The sequence below is a fragment of the Litorivita pollutaquae genome, assembly GCF_003205515.1.
Lineage (GTDB): Bacteria > Pseudomonadota > Alphaproteobacteria > Rhodobacterales > Rhodobacteraceae > Litorivita > Litorivita pollutaquae.
Map to the genome: position 1 here is coordinate 79,242 of NZ_KZ826482.1, position 24,129 is coordinate 103,370.

At 57.6% G+C, this 24,129-nt stretch carries 22 protein-coding genes; 13 read left to right on the forward strand and 9 right to left on the reverse strand.

Annotated features, from left to right (window positions below):
• Window positions 1–85 precede the first annotated feature (85 nt).
• Together DI396_RS04305 and preA are read left to right on the forward strand one after the other, a co-directional pair.
• Window positions 86–1,450 (forward strand): NAD(P)-dependent oxidoreductase, encoded by a 1,365-nt coding sequence (locus DI396_RS04305; RefSeq protein ID WP_235851741.1) that lies wholly within the window; start codon window positions 86–88, stop codon window positions 1,448–1,450.
• A 3-nt stretch (window positions 1,451–1,453) separates the two neighbouring features.
• On the forward strand, window positions 1,454–2,755 hold the full coding sequence (preA, locus tag DI396_RS04310; RefSeq protein ID WP_110794968.1) for an NAD-dependent dihydropyrimidine dehydrogenase subunit PreA: 1,302 nt from the start codon (window positions 1,454–1,456) through the stop codon (window positions 2,753–2,755).
• Window positions 2,756–2,825: 70 nt separating this feature from the next.
• On the opposite strand, the gene DI396_RS04315 is transcribed toward preA, so the two are convergent.
• Window positions 2,826–3,071: a peptidase gene (locus DI396_RS04315; protein ID WP_204362792.1), complete on the reverse strand. Its 246-nt coding sequence runs from the start codon at window positions 3,069–3,071 to the stop codon at window positions 2,826–2,828.
• Window positions 3,072–3,301: 230 nt separating this feature from the next.
• On the reverse strand, window positions 3,302–3,916 hold the full coding sequence (locus tag DI396_RS04320; RefSeq protein WP_110794969.1) for a TetR family transcriptional regulator C-terminal domain-containing protein: 615 nt from the start codon (window positions 3,914–3,916) through the stop codon (window positions 3,302–3,304).
• A gap of 281 nt (window positions 3,917–4,197) precedes the next feature.
• Here DI396_RS04320 and DI396_RS04325 point away from each other — a divergent pair, with 281 nt between their 5' ends.
• The 6 genes from DI396_RS04325 to DI396_RS04350 are packed head-to-tail and all read left to right on the forward strand — an operon-like array spanning window position 4,198 to window position 10,006.
• A complete protein-coding gene (locus DI396_RS04325; RefSeq protein WP_110794970.1) occupies window positions 4,198–5,448 on the forward strand; it encodes a Zn-dependent hydrolase in 1,251 nt (416 codons plus the stop codon).
• Window positions 5,449–5,506: 58 nt separating this feature from the next.
• Window positions 5,507–6,967: a dihydropyrimidinase gene (gene hydA, locus DI396_RS04330; RefSeq protein ID WP_110794971.1), complete on the forward strand. Its 1,461-nt coding sequence runs from the start codon at window positions 5,507–5,509 to the stop codon at window positions 6,965–6,967.
• A 35-nt stretch (window positions 6,968–7,002) separates the two neighbouring features.
• Complete coding sequence (locus DI396_RS04335) at window positions 7,003–7,470, forward strand: hypothetical protein (protein ID WP_162617154.1); 468 nt, start codon at window positions 7,003–7,005, stop codon at window positions 7,468–7,470.
• Window positions 7,457–8,248 carry an ABC transporter ATP-binding protein gene (locus DI396_RS04340; protein ID WP_110794973.1) on the forward strand — a complete coding sequence of 264 codons (792 nt, stop codon included), beginning with the start codon at window positions 7,457–7,459 and terminating at the stop codon, window positions 8,246–8,248. Before DI396_RS04335 ends, DI396_RS04340 begins: the two co-directional genes overlap by 14 nt.
• The gene (locus DI396_RS04345) at window positions 8,235–9,161 is read left to right on the forward strand and encodes an ABC transporter permease (RefSeq protein WP_407936295.1); all 927 of its coding nucleotides are present in this window, start codon (window positions 8,235–8,237) and stop codon (window positions 9,159–9,161) included. The genes DI396_RS04340 and DI396_RS04345 overlap by 14 nt, the downstream gene beginning before the upstream one ends.
• Window positions 9,158–10,006: an ABC transporter permease gene (locus DI396_RS04350; RefSeq protein WP_110794974.1), complete on the forward strand. Its 849-nt coding sequence runs from the start codon at window positions 9,158–9,160 to the stop codon at window positions 10,004–10,006. Before DI396_RS04345 ends, DI396_RS04350 begins: the two co-directional genes overlap by 4 nt.
• 70 nt (window positions 10,007–10,076) lie before the next feature.
• On the opposite strand, the gene DI396_RS04355 is transcribed toward DI396_RS04350, so the two are convergent.
• On the reverse strand, window positions 10,077–10,700 hold the full coding sequence (locus DI396_RS04355; RefSeq protein ID WP_110794975.1) for a VPLPA-CTERM sorting domain-containing protein: 624 nt from the start codon (window positions 10,698–10,700) through the stop codon (window positions 10,077–10,079).
• Between the two features lie 193 nt (window positions 10,701–10,893).
• Here DI396_RS04355 and DI396_RS04360 point away from each other — a divergent pair, with 193 nt between their 5' ends.
• Window positions 10,894–11,892 (forward strand): ABC transporter substrate-binding protein, encoded by a 999-nt coding sequence (locus DI396_RS04360; RefSeq protein ID WP_110794976.1) that lies wholly within the window; start codon window positions 10,894–10,896, stop codon window positions 11,890–11,892.
• 168 nt (window positions 11,893–12,060) lie between these two features.
• Here DI396_RS04360 and DI396_RS04365 read toward each other — a convergent pair whose 3' ends face one another.
• Both DI396_RS04365 and DI396_RS04370 read right to left on the reverse strand, forming a co-directional pair.
• Window positions 12,061–14,916, reverse strand: coding sequence for a PAS domain-containing hybrid sensor histidine kinase/response regulator (locus DI396_RS04365; protein WP_110794977.1), 2,856 nt, complete (start codon window positions 14,914–14,916; stop codon window positions 12,061–12,063).
• Window positions 14,917–15,013: 97 nt separating this feature from the next.
• On the reverse strand, window positions 15,014–15,559 hold the full coding sequence (locus tag DI396_RS04370; protein WP_162617155.1) for a putative pterin-binding protein: 546 nt from the start codon (window positions 15,557–15,559) through the stop codon (window positions 15,014–15,016).
• Between the two features lie 287 nt (window positions 15,560–15,846).
• Here DI396_RS04370 and DI396_RS04375 point away from each other — a divergent pair, with 287 nt between their 5' ends.
• The 4 genes from DI396_RS04375 (at window position 15,847) to DI396_RS04390 (ending at window position 21,717) form a co-directional block, all read left to right on the forward strand.
• On the forward strand, window positions 15,847–16,452 hold the full coding sequence (locus DI396_RS04375) for a response regulator (protein WP_110794979.1): 606 nt from the start codon (window positions 15,847–15,849) through the stop codon (window positions 16,450–16,452).
• Between the two features lie 296 nt (window positions 16,453–16,748).
• Window positions 16,749–20,030 (forward strand): methyl-accepting chemotaxis protein, encoded by a 3,282-nt coding sequence (locus DI396_RS04380; RefSeq protein WP_110794980.1) that lies wholly within the window; start codon window positions 16,749–16,751, stop codon window positions 20,028–20,030.
• Window positions 20,030–21,100, forward strand: coding sequence for a protein-glutamate methylesterase/protein-glutamine glutaminase (locus DI396_RS04385; protein WP_235851742.1), 1,071 nt, complete (start codon window positions 20,030–20,032; stop codon window positions 21,098–21,100). The genes DI396_RS04380 and DI396_RS04385 overlap by 1 nt, the downstream gene beginning before the upstream one ends.
• 86 nt (window positions 21,101–21,186) lie before the next feature.
• Window positions 21,187–21,717 carry a chemotaxis protein CheD gene (locus DI396_RS04390; protein WP_235851743.1) on the forward strand — a complete coding sequence of 177 codons (531 nt, stop codon included), beginning with the start codon at window positions 21,187–21,189 and terminating at the stop codon, window positions 21,715–21,717.
• Between the two features lie 210 nt (window positions 21,718–21,927).
• Here the strand turns inward: DI396_RS04390 and DI396_RS04395 are convergent, their stop codons facing one another.
• Genes DI396_RS04395 through DI396_RS04410 form a run of 4 tightly spaced genes read right to left on the reverse strand, consistent with a single transcriptional unit; the run spans window position 21,928 to window position 24,129 of the window.
• Window positions 21,928–22,398, reverse strand: a complete 471-nt coding sequence (locus tag DI396_RS04395) for a hypothetical protein (RefSeq protein ID WP_110794981.1) — start codon at window positions 22,396–22,398, stop codon at window positions 21,928–21,930.
• A complete protein-coding gene (locus DI396_RS04400) occupies window positions 22,398–22,784 on the reverse strand; it encodes a response regulator (RefSeq protein ID WP_110794982.1) in 387 nt (128 codons plus the stop codon). Before DI396_RS04400 ends, DI396_RS04395 begins: the two co-directional genes overlap by 1 nt.
• Before the next feature lie 26 nt (window positions 22,785–22,810).
• Window positions 22,811–23,674, reverse strand: coding sequence for a CheR family methyltransferase (locus tag DI396_RS04405; protein WP_235851744.1), 864 nt, complete (start codon window positions 23,672–23,674; stop codon window positions 22,811–22,813).
• Complete coding sequence (locus DI396_RS04410) at window positions 23,671–24,129, reverse strand: chemotaxis protein CheW (protein ID WP_110794984.1); 459 nt, start codon at window positions 24,127–24,129, stop codon at window positions 23,671–23,673. The genes DI396_RS04405 and DI396_RS04410 overlap by 4 nt, the downstream gene beginning before the upstream one ends.

Genomic DNA, 24,129 nt, shown 5'->3' on the forward strand with positions numbered 1-24,129 from the left:
TTTGATAAAAAAATGACCTGTGGCACAGTTTACCAACGCGCCGGAACGCCCGTACGCCAGATAAACGCCAGCCATAGGAGCCAGCATGACTCAAACAGGACAGACCACCGCATCCGCCCGCAATAGGGTGATGACCCCCGGACTCGCGCCCGCACGGCTTGCGCCGCAAGATCTGGCCGAAGGGTTTGAGGATCTGCACCCCGCATTTGACAAGCATGAAGCACAGGTCGCAGCGGATCGTTGCTATTTTTGCCATGACGCGCCTTGCATGACCGCATGCCCGACCTCGATTGATGTCCCGTTGTTCATCCGGCAAATTGCCACCGGCACCGAGGCATCCGCCGCGCGCACCATTCTGGAGGCCAATATTCTGGGCGGCATGTGCGCCCGCGTTTGCCCGACCGAGACGCTCTGTGAAGAGGCCTGCGTGCGAATGGAAGCCGAGGGGCAGCCGGTGGAAATCGGCCGCCTGCAACGGTTCGCCACTGACGCGGTATTGGATGCGCCGCATCCCTTCACCCGCGCCGCGCCAACCGGCAAAAGCGTCGCGGTGATCGGGGCGGGGCCGGCCGGTTTGGCCGCCGCGCACCGTTTGGCGATGCATGGCCATGCAGTGACGCTTTATGACGCACGGGGCAAAGCCGGCGGGCTAAATGAATTTGGCATCGCGGCCTATAAATCCACCGATGATTTCGCCGCCCGCGAGGTCGATTGGCTTTTGGGTATTGGCGGGATCACGTTGAAAACCGGCGCGCGATTGGGCGGCGGACTTGACCTTGAGACCCTGCGCGCCGCGCATGATGCGGTGTTTCTCGGCATCGGCCTTGGCGGGGTGAATGCGCTTGGTATTCCGGGCGAGGAATTGGCCACCAATGCGGTGGATTTCATCGCGGATCTGCGCCAGTCGGGCGATCTGTCGACGCTGCCCATCGGGCGCAATGTCGTGGTGATCGGCGGCGGCATGACCGCAGTGGATGCCGCCGTGCAGGCCAAATTGCTTGGGGCGCAAAGCGTCATTTTGGCCTACCGGCGCGGACGCGATGCGATGCCCGCCTCCGAGTTCGAGCAAAGCCTTGCCGCGGCCAAGGGCGTGCAGATCCTTGAATACGTCAAACCCACGGCGTTGATTGGCAATGGCGGACGCCTGCGCGAGGTGGAGTTTGAATATACCGCCGTGGAAGACGGCGCTTTGACCGGCACCGGCGAAAGCCTGATCCTGCCTGCGGATCAAGTGTTCAGCGCCATCGGTCAAACCTTGATCGGCGCGCCTGCGGGCCTCTCGGTCGCGCGCGGCAAGATTACCGTCACCGGCGCGGGCCGCACTGGCACCGACGGCCTATGGGCCGGGGGCGATTGCGCCTCGGGGGGGGATGATTTGACCGTCACCGCCGTTGCCGAAGGCCGCGACGCCGCCGAAGACATCCACGCATTTTTGACCAAGGAGGCATGAACCATGGCCGATCTGACAACTGAATTTCTTGGCATCAAAAGCCCCAATCCGTTCTGGCTGGCCTCTGCGCCGCCGACGGATAAAGAATACAACGTCCGCCGCGCCTTCGAGGCCGGATGGGGCGGCGTGGTGTGGAAAACCCTTGGCGCCGAAGGCCCGCCCGTGGTCAATGTCAACGGCCCGCGCTATGGCGCGATCTACGGGGCGGACCGGCGCTTGCTGGGCCTCAACAACATCGAGTTGATCACCGACAGGCCGCTGCAAACCAACCTTGATGAGATCACCCGCGTCAAAGCCGATTACCCCGACCGCGCGATCATTGTATCGATTATGGTGCCTTGCGATGAAGAAAGTTGGAAAGCCATCTTGCCCCTGGTCGAAGCCACGGGTGCGGACGGGATCGAATTGAACTTTGGCTGCCCGCACGGCATGGCCGAACGCGGCATGGGATCGGCCGTGGGGCAAGTGCCGGAATACATCGAAATGGTCACCCGTTGGTGCAAGCAATATTATTCAAAACCGGTGATTGTGAAGCTGACGCCGAATATATCGGACATTCGCAATCCGGCCCGCGCGGCGTTTGCAGGCGGGGCCGATGCGGTCAGCTTGATCAACACGATCAATTCGATCACCTCGGTCGATCTGGATGCTATGTCGCCTGAACCGATGATCGACGGCAAAGGCACCCATGGCGGATATTGCGGCCCTGCGGTCAAACCGATTGCGATGAATATGGTGGCGGAAATCGCGCGCGATCCGGAAACCTACCGCAAACCGATCAGCGGCATTGGCGGCGTGACCACATGGCGCGATGCGGCGGAATTCATGGCGCTTGGCGCGGGCAATGTGCAGGTTTGCACCGCCGCGATGACATACGGGTTCAAAGTCGTGCAGGAAATGATCTCGGGCCTGTCAGAGTGGATGGACGAGAAAGGGCACACATCGACATCTGATTTCATCGGCATGGCGGTGCCGAATGTTACGGATTGGCAGCATTTGAACCTCAATTACGTCACCAAGGCGGTGATTGACCAAGATGCCTGCATCTCTTGCGGGCGCTGCTATGCGGCCTGCGAAGACACGTCGCATCAAGCCATCGAGATGAGCGAAGATCGGGTGTTCACGGTGATGGACGACGAATGCGTCGCCTGTAACCTCTGCGTTAATGTTTGCCCGATTGAGGGATGTATCACGATGGAAGAGATGGCCAAAGGCAGCATCGATCCGCGCACCGGAGAGACGGTCAAGGATTACGCCAACTGGACCACGCATCCGAACAACCCCGGAGCGGTCGCAGCCGAATAAAGCGCATTGCAAGCGGATTGCCCGAGTGGGCCGTGCGGATGACCTCCGCACGGCCCGTTTGCGTATTCGGTCACGTCACAATGAAATACCGCGCAATGCCGTAGATATAGAGCGCGCTAAACATCACGTTGAGATATTTCAATTGCGGCTCGTTACGTAGCCATCCGCAGTAGATCCAGATCAAACAAAACGGCAGGCTAAAGATCATGGCCGCCAATTGCCAACCCTGCACCACGCAAATCGTGCTGCAAAAGCCCAAGACAAAAGCGGACCATTTCAACGGCTGCTCCAGAGGAGCGAACGTCAAAAGTGTCATGTTTTATATTGCTTTCAGGTGATCAGCGCCGTGGACCCGGCGTTCTGATGCCTTATCCTAACGGAAACCCAGATGCGGTGCAATTGCGACGGCGGCGCAACGGATGGATTTTGGGGCAGGGGCAATGAGTTTAACCGGCCATGTCCACGCTCAGGCCACAGCGATTGGCCCTGCCTGTTAGAAACCGTGGCGTTGCCCTGATGCGCGGTGTCCAACGGTCGCTCCTCGCGTTAATTTTTGCGCAAAATGCGGGTAAAAAGCGTCTCAAGATACTGCCGCGCATCGGGGTAGGGGTCATGATCCGCGCCCAAAATCGCATGCACCTGCACGTCAAAATCGGCGTAATGTTGTGTCATCGACCAGATCGAAAAAATCAAATGATGCGGGTCGAGGCATTCGATCCGGCCTTGGGCACTCCAATGCGCGATGACGGCGGCTTTCTCATCGACCAAAACCTTGAGATCGCTTTTGAGCACCGCCAATATCCGCGGCGCGCCATGAATGATCTCATTGGCAAAGAGCCGCGATTCGCGTGGAAAATCGCGCGCCAGATCCAGCTTGCGGTTCACATAGGCCAAAAGTTCCGGCAAAGGCTCGCCCTGTGCATCCAGCGCCCGAAGCGGATCAAGCCATGCGTCCAAAAGCTCTTCGAGAAGGGCGGTATACATTGCCTCTTTGGACCCGAAATAGTAAAGCAGGTTGGGTTTTGACAGCCCTGCCTTGGTCGCAATCATGTCCACCGTGGCCCCGCGATATCCATTGGCGGAAAACACCTCAAGCGCCGCTTCGAGGATGGCGCGGGTGTTCTTTTTCTGGATGCGGGTTTGGGGCTGGGCTTTGGTCATTGTCTTGTCTGTATTGGGGCATTCAGGTTCAGGTTGCAATGCTGCGACGCAGCTTGTCCAGAGTGATTAATTTTCAATCATTCTGTGCGGCATATCGACAGATGAAATCGGGAGTTGCGACTTTGTTGGGCGGGATGCTTGACTGATCCGGGGGATCGGATAGCCTCACTTTTACCAACTGGTCAAATGTTGAACTGTCAAACAGAATGGTGAACACTCAACCAGACGGGCGGAAAAGACGCCGCCGCGCAGACCGATAGCACAGCCAAAAGGACACAGCCATGCCAGCCCCGACCGCCAATATGAAAATCAATGCCGACCGTTTGTGGGACAGCTTGATGGAGATGGCCAAAATCGGCCCCGGTGTGGCGGGCGGCAACAATCGCCAGACATTGACCGATGAGGATGGTGAAGGCCGTAGCCTGTTTCAACGTTGGTGCGAAGCGGCGGGATGCGAAATGGGCCTTGATACCATGGGCAATATGTTTGCCATGCGGGCCGGAACCGATCCGGACGCCTTGCCGGTCTATGTCGGTAGCCATCTGGATACACAGCCCACGGGCGGGAAATACGATGGCGTATTGGGCGTATTGGGCGGACTAGAAGTGGTGCGCACATTGAATGATTTGAACGTGAAAACCAAACACCCCATCGTTGTGGTCAATTGGACCAATGAAGAGGGCACGCGCTTTGCGCCTGCGATGTTGTCCTCGGGGGTGTTTGCCGGCGTGCATACCGAGGATTGGGCGAAATCGCGCACCGATGCCGAGGGCAAAACATTCGGCGACGAATTGAACCGCATCGGATGGCAGGGCGAGGAACCCGTTGGCGCGCGCAAAATGCATGCCCTGTTCGAATTGCACATTGAGCAAGGCCCGATTTTGGAAGCCGAGGGCAAAGAGATCGGCATTGTCACGCATGGGCAGGGGTTAAGTTGGACCCAACTGACCGTGACCGGCAAAGACAGCCACACCGGCTCCACCCCGATGCCAATGCGCAAGAACGCCGGATTGGGCATGGCGAAAATTTTGCAACTGGTGGACGAAATTGCATGGTCCCACGCCCCCGACGCGGTTGGTGCGGCAGGGCATATTGATGTCTTTCCCAATTCGCGCAACGTGATCCCCGGCAAGGTTGTCTTCACGGTTGATTTCCGTTCGCCCAATCTGGCGGTGATCCAGGATATGGAAGCCCGATTGGCCAAAGGCGCGCAGGCGATTTGCGACGAGATGGGGCTTGGGTTGGAGATCGAGAAAACCGGCGGCTTTGATCCGGTGGAATTTGACGCGGGCTGCGTTGGTGCGCTGCGCGATGCGGCGAACCGGTTGGGATATAGCCACCGTGACATTATTTCCGGCGCCGGGCATGATGCCTGTTGGATCAACCAGGTCGCCCCTGCGGCGATGGTGATGTGCCCCTGTGTTGATGGGCTGAGCCACAATGAAGCCGAAGAGATTTCCAAAGATTGGGCCGCAGCGGGAACCGATGTTTTGCTGCATGCGGTGGTCGAAACCGCAAAGATCACAGCATGAGGATTGCCTCGCAGCCCACTGTGAATAAAATAGAACCTGATGTGACGGGAGATACAAAATGAGCAAAGTGATCAAAGGCGGTACCGTGGTAACGGCAGACCGTGAATGGAAAGCCGACGTATTGATCGAGGGCGAGACCATCACACAGGTCGGCGCCGACCTGAAGGGCGATGAATATATCGACGCCGAGGGGGCCTATGTCATCCCCGGCGGGATCGATCCGCATACCCATCTCGAAATGCCCTTCATGGGCACCACGGCGGCCGAAACCTTCGAAACCGGGACATGGGCGGCGGCGGCGGGCGGCACCACGATGTTGATCGATTTTTGCCTGCCCGGCGAAGACGGGTCGATCAAGAACGCCATCAACGAATGGCACCGCAAAAGCGCCCCGCAGATTTGCGCCGATATCGGCTATCACATGGCGATCACCGGTTGGAACGAGAACATCTTTGACGAGATGAAAGTTGCGGTCGATATGGGCGTCAATTCGTTCAAACACTTCATGGCCTATAAGGGCGCGCTGATGGTCGAGGATGACGAAATGTTCGCCTCTTTCCAACGCTGCCGCGAGCTTGGCGCTCTGCCGATGGTCCATGCTGAGAACGGCGATCTTGTTGATTTGATGCAGAAAAAGCTTCTCGCCGATGGGATGACCGGACCCGAGGCGCATGCTTATTCGCGTCCGCCGGAATTTGAGGGCGAGGCCGCCAACCGTGCCATCACCATCGCCGATGCCGCCGGAACGCCGCTTTATATTGTGCATGTGTCCTGCGAGCAGTCGCATGAGGCGATCCGCCGCGCACGTCAAAAGGGCATGCGGATTTATGGCGAACCGCTCATTCAATTCCTCACCCTCGACGAGAGCGAATATTTCAACAAAGATTGGGACCATGCCGCCCGCCGCGTCATGTCGCCGCCGTTCCGCAATAAGGACCACCAAGCCAGCCTTTGGGCCGGTCTCCAATCGGGGTCGTTGCAGGTTGTTGCCACCGATCACGCCGCGTTCAGCACCGAACAAAAGCGGTTGGGCGTCGATGATTTCACCAAGATTCCCAATGGCTCGAACGGGGTGGAAGAACGTCTTGCCGTTTTGTGGACCGAAGGTGTCGAAACCGGCCGGTTGACGCCCTCCGAATTCGTCGCTGCGACCTCCTCCAATGTGGCCAAAATCCTCAACATCTACCCCAAAAAGGGCGCGATCGTTGAAGGGGCGGATGCCGATATTGTTGTGTGGGATCCCAAAATCACCAAAACCATCAGCGCCTCGAACCACCATTCGATCCTTGATTATAACGTGTTTGACGGTTTCGAGGTTAAAGCGCAAAGCCGCTATACCCTGTCGCGCGGCGAAGTCATCTGGGCATGGGGCCAAAACAGCCAACCGCAACCGGGCCGCGGCCGTTTCGTACCGCGCCCCCCGTTTTCCTCGGCAGCCAAAGCCTTGTCGCACTGGAAAGCGCTGAACTCGCCGCGCAGCATCACACGCGATCCGATGAACATTCCAGCGGGGATTTGATGGGCAGGCAAGGCGATCCCGTGGATGGATTTTGGTTGCGCTATCTGGGGTTCATTTGGTTAACGACCGTTGCAACGGGTGTTGCCACGCTTGTTTGTTATTTGATCTGGAACGTTGCCACGATCCTGCACACCGACGCGGATCGGCTATATTTTTCTGATCGTTTGGGAAGTATGTTCTTTCTATTGGCCGCGCTGGTTTTTGTGTCGTTTTTGCTTGCTCCATTCTTCGTCGCGGTCGCCAGCCCGGTATGGTTTTTTCTCTATCGGTCGGCATCCAGATCCGGCACCGTCGCGGCCGCGACCTTAATCGGTTCGGCGGTCGTTGCGGCAGGACTTTGCGCGCTGGCGTTGATAGTTTTATTCGGGGACCGGTTGTTTTCCCACTTTCTTGTGCGCGCGGATATGGGCGGTTTGATGAACCTCTTGCTGCCCTATCTTCCCGCTGCGCTTTCGCTCTTCATCGCTCCTCTTATTGCATTGAGACTCTATGACAATGACTGACCCATCGCCCGTAATCTCCGCCAAAGGGCTGGACCTGACGTTCCAAACCAAAGACAGCCCCGTGCAGGCGTTGCGCGATGTGAACCTTGATATCGGCGCCGGCGATTTCGTCAGCTTCATCGGTCCGTCAGGCTGCGGCAAGACGACGTTTTTACGCACCATTGCGGCGCTTGAGCAACCCACTGGTGGCACCATCACCGTCAACGGCATGTCGCCGGAAGCGGCGCGCAAAGCCCGCGCTTACGGTTATGTGTTTCAGGCGGCCGGCCTCTATCCATGGCGCACAATTGCGGGCAATATCTCGCTTCCGCTTGAAATCATGGGGTTTTCGAAAGCGGAACGCGCCGAGCGTGTGGAAAAGACGCTGGCCTTGGTCGATCTTGAAGGGTTTGGCGGCAAATACCCCTGGCAGCTTTCGGGCGGGATGCAGCAACGCGCTTCGATCGCCCGTGCGCTCGCCTTTGATGCCGATATTCTTTTGATGGACGAACCTTTTGGTGCGCTCGACGAGATCGTGCGCGACCATTTGAACGAAGAGCTCCTCAAACTTTGGGCCCGCACCGGCAAGACCATCGGCTTTGTCACCCATTCGATCCCCGAGGCGGTGTATCTATCGACCCATATCGTGGTGATGAGCCCGCGTCCGGGGCGCATCACCGATGTGATCAAATCCCCACTGCCGCGTGAACGCCCGCTCGATATCCGCGACACGCCGGAGTTTTTGGAAATTGCGCATCGTGTGCGCGAAGGACTGCGCGCGGGGCATGCTTATGATTAGGAATGTTTTTCCGGTTCTGACCGTGGTGGCGGTGATCTTTGGTATTTGGTATTTGGCCTGCGTGCCGATGAATATCAAAACTGCCCTGACCGAAGCCGAACGGGCGGGGGCCACCGTGTCGACGCCGGGCGCGCGCGAACGCCGCGATATGTCGGCCATTGGCCTCGCCTTGGCCAATCCCGCTCAATGGCGCGACACCTTTGCATTGAAAAAACCGCGATTGCCTGCACCGCATCAAGTGGCGGTTGAACTGTGGCAAACCACGGTCGAGAAGAAAATCACCTCGAAACGCAGTCTGGTTTTTCATGGTTGGATCACGCTGTCGGCGACCTTGCTTGGTTTTGCCATGGGCACCGTCGGCGGCATCCTTTTGGCGGTCGGCATCGTACACAGCCGCGCCATGGATATGAGCGTGATGCCATGGGCCATCGCCAGCCAAACCATCCCTGTTCTGGCCATCGCGCCGATGATCATCGTGGTGTTCAATTCCATCGGCGTGCAAGGCTTGATCCCCAAGGCGATTATTTCGGCATATCTTTCGTTTTTCCCCGTGGTGGTCGGCATGGTCAAAGGCCTGCGCAGCCCCTCGGCCATGCAGCTTGACCAGATGCGCACTTGGGGGGCGTCGAAATCGCAAAGTTTCTGGACCCTGCGATTGCCCAGCTCGGTGCCCTATTTGTTTACCTCGCTCAAGGTCGGCATCGCCGCCAGCCTTTTGGGCGCCATCGTTGGCGAGTTGCCCACGGGCGCGATCCGCGGTCTTGGCGCGCGGTTATTGACCGGCAGCTATTATGGCCAAACGATCCAAATCTGGTCCGCGCTATTTGCTACGGCAATTCTGGCCGCCGGATTGGTGGCGGTGATCGCCGGGATCGAACGGGTGACGCTCAAACGCATGGGGTATGGCAAATGAACCTGGTGATTGCAGCCGTGATTTTATGGCTCGCCGCGATGTGGGTGAATATCCGCATCGCCAACGGCCCCGCCGATGACAGTCAGGGGGCCAAATTGGCGGTGCCTTTGATCTTTGGGCTGACGCTTTTGGCGATGTGGGAAATGATCGTGCGCGGGATGGAGGTGCCGATGGTGATCCTACCGGCTCCGTCCGTGATCGCCGCGCGGCTAACAAGCAGCATCCCGATCCTTTGGGCGGATTTTGTGCAAACCTTCGTCAAGGGCGCGCTGTCTGGATATGTCATCGGGGTGATTGCCGCATTCGTAGCAGCCATTGCCGTGGACCGATCGGATTTCCTGCGCCGTGGATTGTTGCCCGTGGGCAATTTTGTCGCCGCCTTGCCGATCGTTGGCACAGCGCCGATTTTGGTCATGTGGTACGGGTTCGATTGGCAATCCAAAGCCGCCGTTGTGGTGGTGATGGTGTTTTTCCCGATGTTGGTGAACATCACGGCAGGGTTGCAAGAGACCTCTGCCATGCAGCGCGACCAGATGAAAACATGGGCGGCGGGATATTGGCAGGGACTATGGAAACTGCGCCTACCTGCGGCGATGCCCTTTGTCTTCAACGGGCTTAAAATCGCCTCTACGCTTGCCCTCATTGGTGCCATTGTGGCGGAGTTTTTCGGCTCGCCGATCGTCGGCATGGGCTTTCGGATTTCGACGTCGGTCGGGCAACTGGCGCTTGATATGGTTTGGGCCGAGATCGTCGTCGCCGCCATTGCCGGCAGCCTGTTTTACGGCGGTATTGCGGTGATCGAACGCATCGTGACCTTTTGGCATCCGTCACAGCGGCGCGGCTGACCCGCCATTACACAAAAAAATGCCGAGCAGCGACTGCTCGGCATTGTCGTATAAAAAGTGACAATCGGGGTTATGCTGCGCGGCGCTTGCGCGACAACCCTGCAAAAGCAGCAATACCGGTCAGCAACAACGGCAGCCCCGCTGGCAAAGGCACAGCCGGCGCCAACGTATAGGAGATCTGATCGTATTCGAAACCGTAGCCGGTTGAACTGTCGTCAAAGAAAAGCGAGCTGATGACGCCAAAGCCGGTGAGGTCATAGAATCCATTGCCCGTGATTGCGACACTGCCAACAAGTAAATCGCCGATGCCGTACACCATCAAGTCCACGTAGTCGCCGACATTAAAGCCCGCCGTGCTGAAACTGACGTCGGTGACATCCGATGTGAAATCAATTTCAAGATCGGCTGCGCAGCTAAATTCCGGATAAGGCATCGAACATATGTGGCCCGATTCTGGATATTTAAAGAGCGCGCCACCTTCGGCCGTCACAACGGCATCGGGAATGACGAAAGTTGTGCCGGGATTCGTGCCCCCAGTCAGCGAGGAAAAATCCAGAACGGCCGCCTGACCGCCCTGTGCCATCATAACGCCGGTGGAAAAGACGCTTGCCGCCAATAGCGCGGTCAGTTTGTTTGTGTGAGACATTGTAATTACTCCATATAAAATATTCCCACCAAATACCGGCGGGCGCATTGACTATACGTCAGCTTGAGAGGTTTTTCTATGGAGGTTTACACTACCGTAAGCACCGTAATGCCTGCATAATTGGCCATCGCTTATGAAATGGGCGCGAATCGCGGCATTGAACCATCTGGTAAAGATTTGGTTGAGCCATTGGCCTTTGAGTGTCACGATCCCCCCATAATTATAAACTGGGAGCACTAACATGAAGACCATAGCCAGCTTGGCATTTGCCCTTGGGCTCGTCGGCGCGCCAATCGCGCAGGCCGCATCAGACGCGGATAACACGGTAAAATTGCAGTTGCAGTGGGTGACGCAGGCGCAATTCGCCGGGTATTATGTCGCGCTTGAAAAAGGCTTCTACGAGGACGAAGGCCTCGACGTGACGATTTTGCCCGGCGGTCCTGATATTGCTCCGCCACAGGTTCTTGCCGGCGGCGGCGCGGATGTGATGTTGAACTGGATGCCCTCGGCATTGGCGGCGCGCGAAAAAGGATTGCCCGTGGTCAATATCGCGCAGCCTTATAAAACATCGGGGCTGATGCTGACCTGTTGGAAGGACACCGGCATCACCAGTCCACAGGATTTCAAAGGCAAAACCATCGGCGTATGGTTCTTTGGCAATGAATATCCGTTTCTGTCATGGATGAGCCAGGAAGGCATTTCAACCGAGGGCGGAGCGGACGGTGTCACCGTTTTGAAGCAAGGCTTCAACGTCGATCCATTGATCCAGCGCCAAGCCGATTGCATTTCCACCATGACCTATAATGAATATGGTCAAGTGCTCGATGCGGGGGTCGATCCCGATGAATTGGTGACCTTCAAATATGAGGACCAAGGAGTCGCGACGCTTGAAGACGGGATTTACGCGCTCGAAGAAAATCTGGCGGATCCGGCCTTCAAAGCCAAAATGGTGAAGTTTGTGCGCGGTTCGATGAAGGGTTGGAAATACGCTGAAGCGAATCCTGACGAGGCCGCTGATATCGTTCTGGAATATGACGAAACCGGTGCGCAAACAGAAGAGCATCAAAAACGTATGATGGGCGAGGTTGCCAAGTTGACCGCAGGGTCGAATGGCGCACTTGATCCGGCTGATTATGAACGTACCGTGGCAACATTGCTGGGCGGCGGTTCTGATCCGGTGATCACCAAAACTCCCGAAGGCGCCTATACGCTTGAAATCACAGATGAGGCGCTCAAGTAAGCCCGTGCGTTCATAAACTGCGGCCAAGCCGGCACCACAGAGGCGGGTTCTTTCGAGAGCCCGCCTTATTTTTGTCGGACTCGGCGGCAGGGCGTCACAATACCATGCGGATCGCGTCAACCGAGGCTGCGGTTACCCACGTGTGAAGAGCGCAGAAACATTGGGATGCTAGGCTTGCCGCTTGGCACCGCCCGCCGTCTCGTCACCCTCGGTTTGCGCCATGTTGCTTAACCCGCTTTCCAGACCGGCCTTGAGACGCAGCCAAAGAGCGGGCAGGGGGCGCAACACCTCTGCGCTGCGGTCCTGCCAATTGGCACCGCCGCTGGCGCAGGTTTCGGCCTGACCGAGCGCATCATGCAAGGCCCGCCCGCCAAAGGTCGCGCAGGACCCGGCAAATCCGTGCAACGCGGCACGAGCTTCGGAGGGGGCAAGATGCGCCAGATCGTCCAGTGCCGCCATAAATGTATCGCCCTCGGCAAAGAATTCCTGCGTGAGCCGGATAATGGTCTCGGCGGGCAAGGCGCGCTGCATCTCTGCCATGACCTGCGCGTCCAGATCCGGCAGGTCCGACCCCTCTGTGCCTTCGGCCACTTCGGTATTGGCTTCAACCGGGTAAAGCATATCGCGCAGCACCGCCCATCGCAGGGGTTTGTTCAATACGGCCTGCATTCCGGCGGCGAGATAGCGGTCGTGATCTTCGGGTTGGGCATGGGCGGTGAGGGCGATAATCCGGCTGTCGGCCGATGCGCCGCCAGAGGCGCGAATGGTGCGCGTTGCCTCAACCCCATCCATGCGCGGCATGGAAATATCCATCAAGATCAGATCATAAGCCTGCACGGCTGCGGCCTCCACGCCCTCAACCCCGTCATGCGCTTCGGTGACCCGGTGCCCGTCACGGCGCAGCATTTCTCGGGCAATGAACCGGTTGGTTTTGTTGTCCTCGACAACCAGCACATCCAGCGCGGGCCGGTTGTTTGGGCGCGCCTCGGGTTTTGGTTTGCTTTCGCCGGCGTCATTCTTTTGTGACTGAGCGATGCCGCGATCAGATTTATCGCGCCCGATGTCCGATGTGATCGTAACTGGGTTGCGGTCTTTGGTGGGTAAATCGGAGGCATGGCCACTGTCATTCACCTGTGGCGCAGACACGGGAGGCTCAGATGCACTCTCTTTTGTCGCAGGTGGCAAGGGCAACCGGACCCAAAACACGCTGCCTTCGCCGAATTCGCTTTCTGCACCGATCTCTCCTTGCATCGCAGAGACCAAGGTGCGTGCGATGCCAAGACCAAGCCCGGTGCCCTCCGTTTCATCCGCCCCGCCATCTGTGAGGCGTACAAAATCGTCGAACACTGTGGCCAGGGCATGTTCGGGAATTCCCGGACCCGTGTCACTGACCCGAATTTCCACCACATCCCCGTCCAGCCGAGCGGCCTCAACGGTGATCTCACCATCGCGGGTGAACTTTGCGGCATTGCTTACCAAATTGACCAGCACCTGTCGCAAACGGGTCCGCACCCCAAGGACCGTACCAATTTCGTCGTCGGGCAAGATGACGCGATTGCCATTGGCCGTAGAAATCGAATGCAGGCTTTGTGCGATCTCGCGCAGCAGTGCATCCAGATCAAACGGCGCGGCATCAAGGGTGACGTGACCGCTTTCAATACGGGTGATGTCGAGCACCTCGTTGATGTGGCTTAGCAGAACTTGTCCAGAATTGCGCAGAACATCGACAAATTCTGCCTGTTGCGGGCTCAGCTCGGTACTGCCCAAAAGCTCGACAGTGCCCAAGACCCCGTTGAGCGGCGTGCGCATCTCATGGCTCATCACGGCGAGGAAACGCGCTTTGGCGCGTTCGCCGGCCAAGGCTTTGTCCCGTGACCGGACCAGCTCCTGTTCGGCGGCAAGCCGTTGGGTGATATTGCGCACAAAGCAGACAAGGATCGTGCGCCCGTCATGCTCGGCCTTGTCCACGGTCAACTCGATGGCAAAATGCCGGCCGGTGTTGTCGCGTCCCAGCAAACGTTCGCTGCGGCTACCGCCCGCCGCACAGCTCTCCAACAGGGCGGTGGGCCGCACGGGGCGGCTTTGTGAATCTGCAGCGGGAATTTCCCCGCTGATCGGAGTCAACGGATGGCGCAAGAACGATCCAAGGCGCAGATCAATGGCCTCGTCCCGCGTGCGCCCGAACAGCAGTTCAGCCGCATGGTTGAAGTCCGAAATTTCGCCCAAAGGATCGCAGACAATAATCGCATCCCGCGACGTTGAAATGATCGCTTCGATCCGGCTTAACATAGCGCGGTTGACCAAAGCACGTTTGCGATTGAGCGTGTATAGCCGCCAGAACACGAACAACAACCAAAGCACCGCAACGACCAGCAATAACCCGACCGCAGCGACCAAGCTCAGCACCCGCGCGGCATCCTCACGCGTGCGATCGGCCTGCCGGGCGACTTGGCGGTTGCCCTCGGTCGAAATCAGCCGCAGGTCATGCCGCGAGGGTTCAATCGCCGCAACAATGGCGGGCAGGGCGGCGACCAGCGCTTCATCCGTTCCATCAATCAATGGCACCAGCGCATAGGTGCGGGCCGCCAAAGCATCAAAACGCTCGCGCAAACGGGAATAATCAAGAATGGGCCGATATAGCGCGCTCGTATTGATGGTTTCCAAACGACTGTAGAAGATGTTGTAGCGCTTGCGCAGCTCGGCCAGTGCCGGAGCGATGACATCCTTTGAACCGGCGCTCTCGTCGCTATCGGTTTGTGAGGGGAGCTGCTGCGCCTCTTCCGCTGTGATAACTCGAACCTGCGCGCGTTGTAAGGCAGTTAGAAAATCAAGGTATTCCACCTCGACCTGGCTCATGGTCCATTGCACGTTGTCTGTCTGCGCGCTGCCCAGCTCGCGCAGTTTTCCCGACACTGAATTGGAAAGGAAGATCAGCAGCACCAACGAGCAAAACGCCAGTAGCCCGAGCATGCTGATCTGGATCCAGCGGGGGCGAAGCCCGGGTCGCGCGCGGCGCAGTTTCATTCTTACGGCCTTCCATACCTATCCGCAGGATAACATTCGAACGTCGGCGTTGAATGCGACCCGTGGTCTGCCCGCAGCCACGCTCTATGCGTTGACGTCAGCGCAAGATCATCAAACGGTCCAATTGCCAAACACTTTGCGCATAAATGGTTTCGCTGCGGTAAACCGCGTCACGATCATAGGGATAAACCAACCATATCGGGCCTTTATCGCGTAAAGACATGGTTTCGCCGTTGCGTTTATAGGCCAAGAGCCCATCTTGTTCCAACGCCTCTGCGATGGACAACCGGACCTGATAATCGTTCTGCGCGATCAAAACCAACTGACCACTGCTCAGATCAAGCCACTTGAGCATCGCTTTCAGCGGCACGCCCTCAAACACTTGCTGGCCTTCGGTCCAATTTGTATTGGTTGTAAAGGTCATCTGCGGCAGGGCGCGCAAACCTTCCATATCGAGTGAATGGATAAGTTGCGCGGCGTCCGGCCGCAGCGGAAGTTCAGCAGCATCCCGATAATCATAAATTCGCAGCAAAGGTGGCTCTTGCGCCTGTGCGGGCAAAGCATAAGAGGCCAAAATCGAAACAACCAGCACGGCAAGCCGCGCAAATTTACCGAAAAATGTTTTTAAAGCAGTTTGTTGCATAGGGTTTCCTATTGGTCTTTCTGTTCTGTTGAATGCCGCGCGAGCAGAGTCGATCAGAGGTATTACCATCCGGTCAAAATCCGCAACACAAGCTTAACGAGACTGGTAGCGCTTAGTTTCGCCTGTGATTCTCGGTTCGTCCATCCCCCCCTATCCAAAGGAATAGGAACTCTGCCGTGTTTAGCATTGTTTCACCCTTTACGGGCGATACTGGCTTTGCAAAGATGCTTTTCACCCCGAAGCGATTGTATCATCTGGGGCGGACAGTGTGTGTAAAGGTATATTGAATGACGCGGATCCTGCTGGCAGACGACCATGAGTTGGTGCGCGATACGATCGCGGCCTACCTTGAGGCGAGCAGTGACATCACCATCACCCGCGCCGCAGATTATGCCCATGCCATTGATATGATGAACGCCCGCGGGCCGTTTGATTTGGTGATCCTTGACTATACCATGCCCGGCATGGAGGGGCTCGACGGTTTGCGCAAACTTCTCGGGCATCCCAAAGCGAAGGCCGTGGCTTTGATGTCCGGCACGGCGTCGCCTGATGTCGCCCGACGGGCGCTTGATGCTGGTGCAGCAGGGTTTCTACCTAAAACACTGTCACCCGACACATTGCTGAGCGCCGTGAAATATATCGTGTCTGGTCGTATCTACTACCCACCGCAATTTCTGTCTCAAACCGGTGATGATCCCACTGTCAAACTAACTCCGCGTGAACGCGATGTGCTCAACGGCATTTGTGAAGGCAAGTCCAATAAGGAAATCGCGCGTGATCTCGGGGTGCAGGAAGTCACCATCAAATTGCATGTCAAGACTCTCTGCCGTAAACTGGATGCGCGCAACCGTACCCACGCCGCGATGATTGGCCGCGATCTCGATCTGGTCTGACCGGCCTGCGGGCCAGTTTGGCAGGGCGATGCGCCCTCTCGGCCATCTCGCCGGAACGGTCTGGACCGACCGAATGCCATCTTCCGGCGAGGTCCGCACCGCAAGGGGGTGCCACGGTAACATCACAGCCTATCCTATAAAATCTGGCGTATTTGAGCCATTTTTTTCGATTTATTCCTCGCCCCGCGCCGTGCCCGCCCGAAGAGGATTAAATCCATATTCACCCCTCGCGCCCATAAACAGCCATGAGGAAAGCTTTCATGAGGGGCGGCCGCTGAGCCGTTATGTGACTATTAATGCTGCGGAATATCCCGATCTCCATCACTTTGCCGGTCTTGTTTTTCATCATGAGTTTCAGTGCATTAGGCATGATGGGGGTGTCTTCCTATGTCGGGGCACGGTCCATCCTGCATGGCGAATCGCATGACACGATTACAGCGCTCAGCCAAAGGCGGGCGCAGGAGATCGAAGCATGGTATGATACGATCCTCGCCGAGGTCGCCTTTCAAGCCAGCAGCCCCAACACCGCCATTGCTCTGCGGGTGTTCAGCGCCGGTTGGAAAGCATTCGACGACACCGCGCAATCCGAGCTGACCCGCATTTTCGTCACTGAAAACCCGAACCCTGAAACCGCGCGCGCCGCATTGATCACGCCCAAGGACCGCTCGGCCTATGTGCGTGGGCACACACGGTTTCATCCGTTTTATCAAGGCCTGGCCGAACGTGCCGGATTTGCCGATATCTACCTCTTTGATACCTTCGGGAACCTCGTCTACTCGGTGGATAAACGCGCCGATTTTGCCCGCAATATCGTGCAATCCCCTGACAGCCCTCTGTCCAGAACCGTGCAGGGTTTGATCGACGCGGCCCCGTCCGATCAAGCCGGTTTTGTGGATTACCTGCCCTATGCGCCCGTTGGGGGGGCTTTGTCGGCCTTTGCGGTGCAAACCGTTCTTGCCGCCGATGGCACGCCCGCCGGATATTTTGCCGTGCGCCTCTCCACCGCCCCGATCGAAGACATCATGGCCCGTACCGCCGGAGCCGGCACCGCAGGCGATGCCTTTGTGATGGGAGGCGCGGACAAGATCCTATCAACCGATGCTGATATTCTTGCCTTGCCGCCTCTGGTCGATGATACCGCTTTGCGCCGAGCGCTCGCAGGCACAGCCAGCGTGGCGGAAACCACGCGCGGCGAGGCCCGCATATCGGGGTTTCAACCCGTCAATATTGACGGGGTCAACTGGATTGCCGTGGTGGAAACCACGCAGGATGATGCCTTTAGGCTTGCGGCGAAACTGCGCCGTGATCAGATCATGCAGGGGGCTGCGCTGCTTGCCGTTCTGGCGATGCTTGGGTTGGTGTTGGGGCGTAGAATCAGTCGGCCATTGACCCGATTGTCCACGGCGATAAAGGCGATCGGTGACGGCGATTACACCGTTGACGTGCCCTGCGCTGCCCGTGGCGACGAGATTGGCGCAATCAGCAAAGCCCTCACCCGTTTGCAAACCGATCTGATCGCCGCAGAGGAGATCAATGCCGATAGCAAGTTCCAAAGCGCTGCGGTTGGGGCAACCTCTGCCGCGTTGATGATGACCGACAAAAATTTCTGCGTCACCCATATGAACCAATCCATCATCAATTTGGTACGCAGCTACGCCGATGAAATCCGCAAGATCGCGCCGGATTTCGACCCCGACGATTGCGTGGGAAAAAATATGGACGTGTTCCACCGCGACCCGAAATCCATTCGCGCGCGGGTCGGGATGACGCCCAAAGAACGTTTTACAGCGGCGATCCCGTTGGGGGACGTGCGCTTGGCAATCGATGTACAACCGTTTTTTGACGAACAAGGAGAGGTGCTGGGTTCGGTTGTCGAATGGTCCGACGCCACCGAAGAAACCCGCCGCAATGCCATTGTCGAAGCCATCGAATGCAGTCAGGTCTTTGCCGAGTTCAACGAGGATGGTGTATTGAAAAACGCCAATGATCGCTTTGTCGCGGCCAGCGGTCTGAGCTTGGAGGCGATGCGCGGCCGGAAGATGGCGGATGTGTTTGTCAAAACCACTGACGAGGATCCCGATGGTGCGCAGGACGACACCGCAGCCCGCATCCGTAACGGCGAAACCGTCGCAGGCCGTTTCCGGCTCAATCCCGATGATAGGTCTCCTTCATTCTCGGTATTGGAGGGCAGTATCTCGCCCATCCTGACCCGCGTCGGAAGCTGTACAGGTTTTGTTTTGATTGGCAACGACGTCACCGAAGACCAAGCCTATCGGATCAAAGTCGAAACCGCCCGCGCCAAGATGCAGGCAGCACAGGCCCATATGGTCGAACAAATCGGCATCGCCATGCAGACCCTCGCACAGGGGGATTTGACCGTGCGGCTCAACAATGCCTTTGCCCACGAATACGAACAATTGCGCACAGATTTCAACGGTGCGGTGGCGGATTTGGCCAAGGCGCTAAAATTGGCCGCCGAAGAGTCGATCAATATACAATCGGAAAGCGCCGAGATTTCCAGCACCGCCGATGACATGGCCACCCGCACCGAACAACAGGCCAGCACATTGCGCGACACCGCCACTGCTCTTGATGAAATGACCTCTAATGTCGAACGCGCGGCACAGGGGGCGATCCGCACCGAAACCGTGGTGAGCGAAGCCCGCACCCGCGCCAAGCGCAGCGAAAAAGTCGTTGGCGAAGCTGTGGCTGCCATGTCTCAAATCGAAAGCTCCAGTCAGGAAATCGTTAAGGTGATCAGCGTCATCGACGAAATCGCCTTTCAAACCAATCTATTGGCGCTCAATGCTGGCGTCGAAGCCGCGCGGGCAGGAGACGCAGGGCGCGGTTTTTCCGTCGTCGCCACCGAAGTGCGGGCCTTGGCGCAACGCTGTTCCGATGCGGCGGGCGAAATCAACACCTTGCTGAAGGGCTCCGGCGAACATGTCCAAAAAGGGGTGACCCTGGTCGGGGAAACCGGTGCGGCGCTGACACATATCATGGAATCGGTTTCGGAAATTTCGAACTATATCAGCGACGTTGCCCAATCGGGGCGTGAACAATCCGCCGGATTGCAACAAATTAACGCCGCCGTGATGGAAATCGACCAGACCACCCAAGCAACCGCAGCGATGTTCGAAGAGACATCCTCCGCCAGCCACGCTCTTGCAGATCGTTCACAAACTCTGGCCCAAACTTTTGCGACCTTCAAATTGGGGCAGGAGGGGCGCGGTCGTTCCATGGTTGCGTCGAAGGCGGGCTTGAAGCCAGTCTCATCCACTGCGCGCCCACCTGCAGTGCAACCGACATCCAGATCCAACGCGGTCCTGCGGCCGGCACCGGCAGGCGCAACGGCGCTGACGAACACAACACCACAGGCAAAACCGACGTCAAATACGCCGCGCAACGCCCCGCCCGCGAAAGCCCCCCGCGCGACAACCGGCGCAGAGGCGGAGGGGGATACAACATGGACCACAGACCGCCGCATTGAAAACCGGCGTGTGGTCGTGGACCGGCGTTCGGGGGCCGTCACGGCGGCAACGGCTGAAAATATTGACCGGTCATGGGAAGAGTTCTGATGAAACACACCAACGATATGGCCGTGCCCCGTAAGGTTCTCATTGTCGACGATTCAGCCGCTATTCGTGCCGTGTTGAAACACGCGTTAAGCCGCGATCCGCGCCTTAAAGTGGTCGGTGAGGCGGCGGATGCATATGAAGCGCGGGCCTTGATCAAACATCTCAATCCCGACGTGCTGACACTCGATGTTGAGATGCCGCGTATGTCGGGGCTGGATTTTCTCGAACGGCTGATGCGCCTGCGTCCGACGCCGGTTGTGATGTTCTCGTCGGTCACCCAATCCGGCAGCGCCAATGCAGTCCGTGCCCTATCGCTCGGGGCCTTTGATGTCTTGGCCAAATCAACCAATGGCATCGGACAATCCGATCTTGTTCTGCTATGCAACGCGGTTGCCAATGCCAGGGTGAACACCGGAAAATCCCGCAGCGATGTTTGGAAACCATCGACGCGCTGCACCGATGCACCTGAGGTGCCTGACATGGCCCGCAAATGGGGCGGTGAAGCGATCTTGATTGGTGCATCCACCGGCGGTGTGGCGGCGATTGAAAAACTACTTGCGACCATGCCGTGCAATGCCCCGCCGATTGTGGTGTCGCAACATATGCCAGCCGCCTTTCTCAACAGCTTCTGCACCCGTTTGGGACATCTGTTCCCCCAGAACGTGCAATTGGCAGAAGAGGGCTTAGAACTCAAACCGGGGCATATTTTCATCTCGCCGGGTGGCTTATACCACACTGGCGTGGCTCAGCGAGCCGGCAAAATGTACTGTACGTTGATCGATAAACCCAAACGCAATGGTCATTGCCCCTCGGTGGACGAGTTGTTCTTTTCTTCCGAATCCTTCGCCAAGCGCATTCATGCGGTGATCCTTACCGGATTGGGACGTGACGGTGCCGAAGGTATGAAAGCATTGCACGACAAAGGCGCCCATTGCATCGCGCAAGACAGCGACAGCTGTGTGGTTTACGGGATGCCGCGCGCCGCCGTCGAATTGGGGGGGGTGGATGAGCAGGTGCCCCTCGAAAATATGAGTGAATTGGTCTGCGCGCCCGTGCGCGGCAAGCTGTAACATAGACGTTTGGAGATGCGGCCCCGCAGTTAAGGCAAGACCTATGGGTCCTGTATGCGACAGCCGATCTTGAGAAGGATGACACATTGAAAGATGCCAGTGCTGCGGGCAAAACCGTCAACATCACCCAAGGCGAATACGCCATTATGGCGGTGCCTGGCGGGGTCATCACAACCGTTCTCGGCTCCTGCGTGGCAACCTGTATCTGGGATCCCGTGGCGCGTGTCGGCGGAATGAACCACATTCTTGTGGCGGAATCGGGCAGCGGCCCAACCCGGTGTGACGCCGTTGGCGTGAATGCGATGGAACTTGTGATCAATGGTTTGATCCACTGCGGTGCCCGCCGTGCGAACCTGCAAGCCAAAGTTTTCGGCGGCGCGAAGATGATCGACGGCCTGTCGGACATCGGTCAGGTGAACGGTTTGTTTGTCGTGGAATATCTCGAACGCGAGGGCATCACCTGCGTCAACAAAAGTCTTGGCGGGACCTTGGCGCGGCAAATCCGGTTCTATCCCGCCGAGGGGCGGGTTTTGCAAAAATCCATCGCCGGTGCGGCCGTACCGCCGCCACGCCGTAAAGTCGGGTCCGCCGACGGAAACGATTTGGAACTGTTTTGACACAGGTGGGCACCGCATAGCTCACGGTGTTGTTGGTGCGGAAATAACGGCGACCCTATGAACAGCGCCCGAACGACATCGCCTTTGCGATGTCGCATCGGTAGGCAGAGCGCCGCATTACGAAAACTGCGCCCGGCACCGCAGGTTACAACAAGCCCGCCGCGCCACAAAGCGCGCAGGTGGAATCATATAGATTTCAAACTCAAACAGTTACATCCAGATGTCGTCGTCGTACTCGACATCAGAGGAAGACGTTTCGACGCCTTGGCCCGCACTGGCGTTGCTCTCTGTTCCACCATGGTTGGCATCCTGTGGCAGTGAATGCACGATATCCTTGAGGCTGTCGCGCATATTAACCGCGTGCAGCAGACCGTCCACAGTCACGGAACTGTCCTCATGCCAGCTCATGTGCTGGCTCACATATAGCAGGATCGATTCAATATCCTGTAACGATTGACGCAGGAAATCGACCCGTTGGAAACTTTGTGCAGATTCGCGTGTCATCGGGCTACATTCACACAGCGACACCGACAGAGCATCCTCCAGCGCGCTGGTGATGCCGTGCAGGGTGTTGACCTTCCCGGCTAGCACCTCGATCATGCTGGAAGCAGTGATATTGACGGCGGCGGCATCGCCGTCCTCCGCATCGTCCTTTTGCTGTTCCGGCCCCGCGGCTTGCATTAAAGCCGCCCCACAACCGCTTCGATACACTTGCGCAAGTCGTTGGGATCGAATGGTTTCTTCAAGAAGTTATTCATCCCGAGCTTTTTGCCATATTCGATGATTTGTCTTTCGGCACGCCCGGTGATCAAGATGAAACCGACGCCTTTGGTTTTTGGCGCGGTGCGCAGGCTTTGCAACAACTTCAACCCGTCCATTTCCGGCATGTTGTAGTCCGAAATCACCAAATGCACCGGCGCGGTTTCCATTGCTTTCAATGCCGTGGCACCATTGTCGGTGCTGGCGACATTGCGGATGCCAAAGCTGTCCAATGCCTGAGTGATCAAACCGCGGCTGGTCGACATATCGTCAACGACCATGATCCTCAATTGGTCTCGTAGGGCCATAGATCATTCCTCCTAGAGTTGTGCCTTCAGGCAGCTGGGTGATAGGCGGTCAAGCCGATCGATTTGAAAAGCGGGTGCGCACAATCGGAAATCCGTTCCGAATGGCCCAAAAACAACATCGCATCGGGTGCGAGAATTTTGCGGAACCTTGGCCAAAGCGCGGCCTGCGTCGGCGCATCAAAGTAGATGACCACGTTACGGCAGAAGACCACATCAAAGCCCCCCGTCATCGGCCAGTCGCGCAACAGGTTCAACTCACGAAAGCGAACCAGCTTTTTCAACGCCGGATCAATCTCATATTGCTGATCAAACCCACTGCCGCTTTTGTACAGGTATTTTTTCATCAACGGCTCGGGAATACCGGTGATCTGCTGTTCGGAGTAAATGCCGGTTTTGGCCTTGTCCAAAATCTGCCGATCAATATCCGAGGCAAGGATCAACACATCCTTTTGCGCCAGATCCGGCGCATGCTCCAGGATCGTCATCGCAATAGAATAGGGTTCCTGACCGCTCGAACAGCCCGCGGACCAGATGCGCACGCGTCCCCCCGCACGGGCTTTTTCGCGCAGGATCGGCAAGGCCTTGTCCCGCAGCATCTCGAAGTGGTGCGGCTCGCGAAAGAAATGCGTCACATTGGTGGTCAACGCCGAGATCATCTCGCGCCGCTCTTCCAATCCGCCGCCGGACTCGGAGTCGACAAATGTGGCGTATTGGTCGAAATCCGCATAGCCAAGGGCACGAACGCGCCCACGCAACCGTGATTGCACCATCGTCGTCTTGGCCGGAGTCAAACTGATTCCGGATTCGCTCTTGGCAAGCCGCGCGATCACCTCAAAAGCCGACGGGCTCAGCTTGGCGTTCGCACCAGGATTTCCACTCATGTCGCTCATGCGGCTTCGTCCGCCGTCGCCGGAACCACAGCCGCGAGATCCAACACGCGGATCATCCGGTCGTCGATCAGGGTCAAGGCGCGGACCACGGACATATGCGGCTCCGGCGACATTTCGGGTGGCGGTTGTAAATCGCTTTCGCTCACGGCCACGATGTCGGACACGGCGTCGACCAGAAGGCCGGTCAATGTGCCGCCAAGATTTGCGACGATAATGACATTGCGTTCGCTGATCTCTTGGCACGGCAGGCTCAACCGACGGGCCAGATCCATCACCGGCAACACCGTTCCGCGCAGGTTGATCACCCCGCGCATATAGTCGGGCGAATGCGGCATCGGCGTGGTTCGCGTCCATCCGCGGATTTCGCGCACGGACATGATATCGAGAGAATACTCCTGATCCGCCACTTTGAAGGTGAGCAATTCAAGATCTGTTGCTTGATTGGGGTCGCTCAT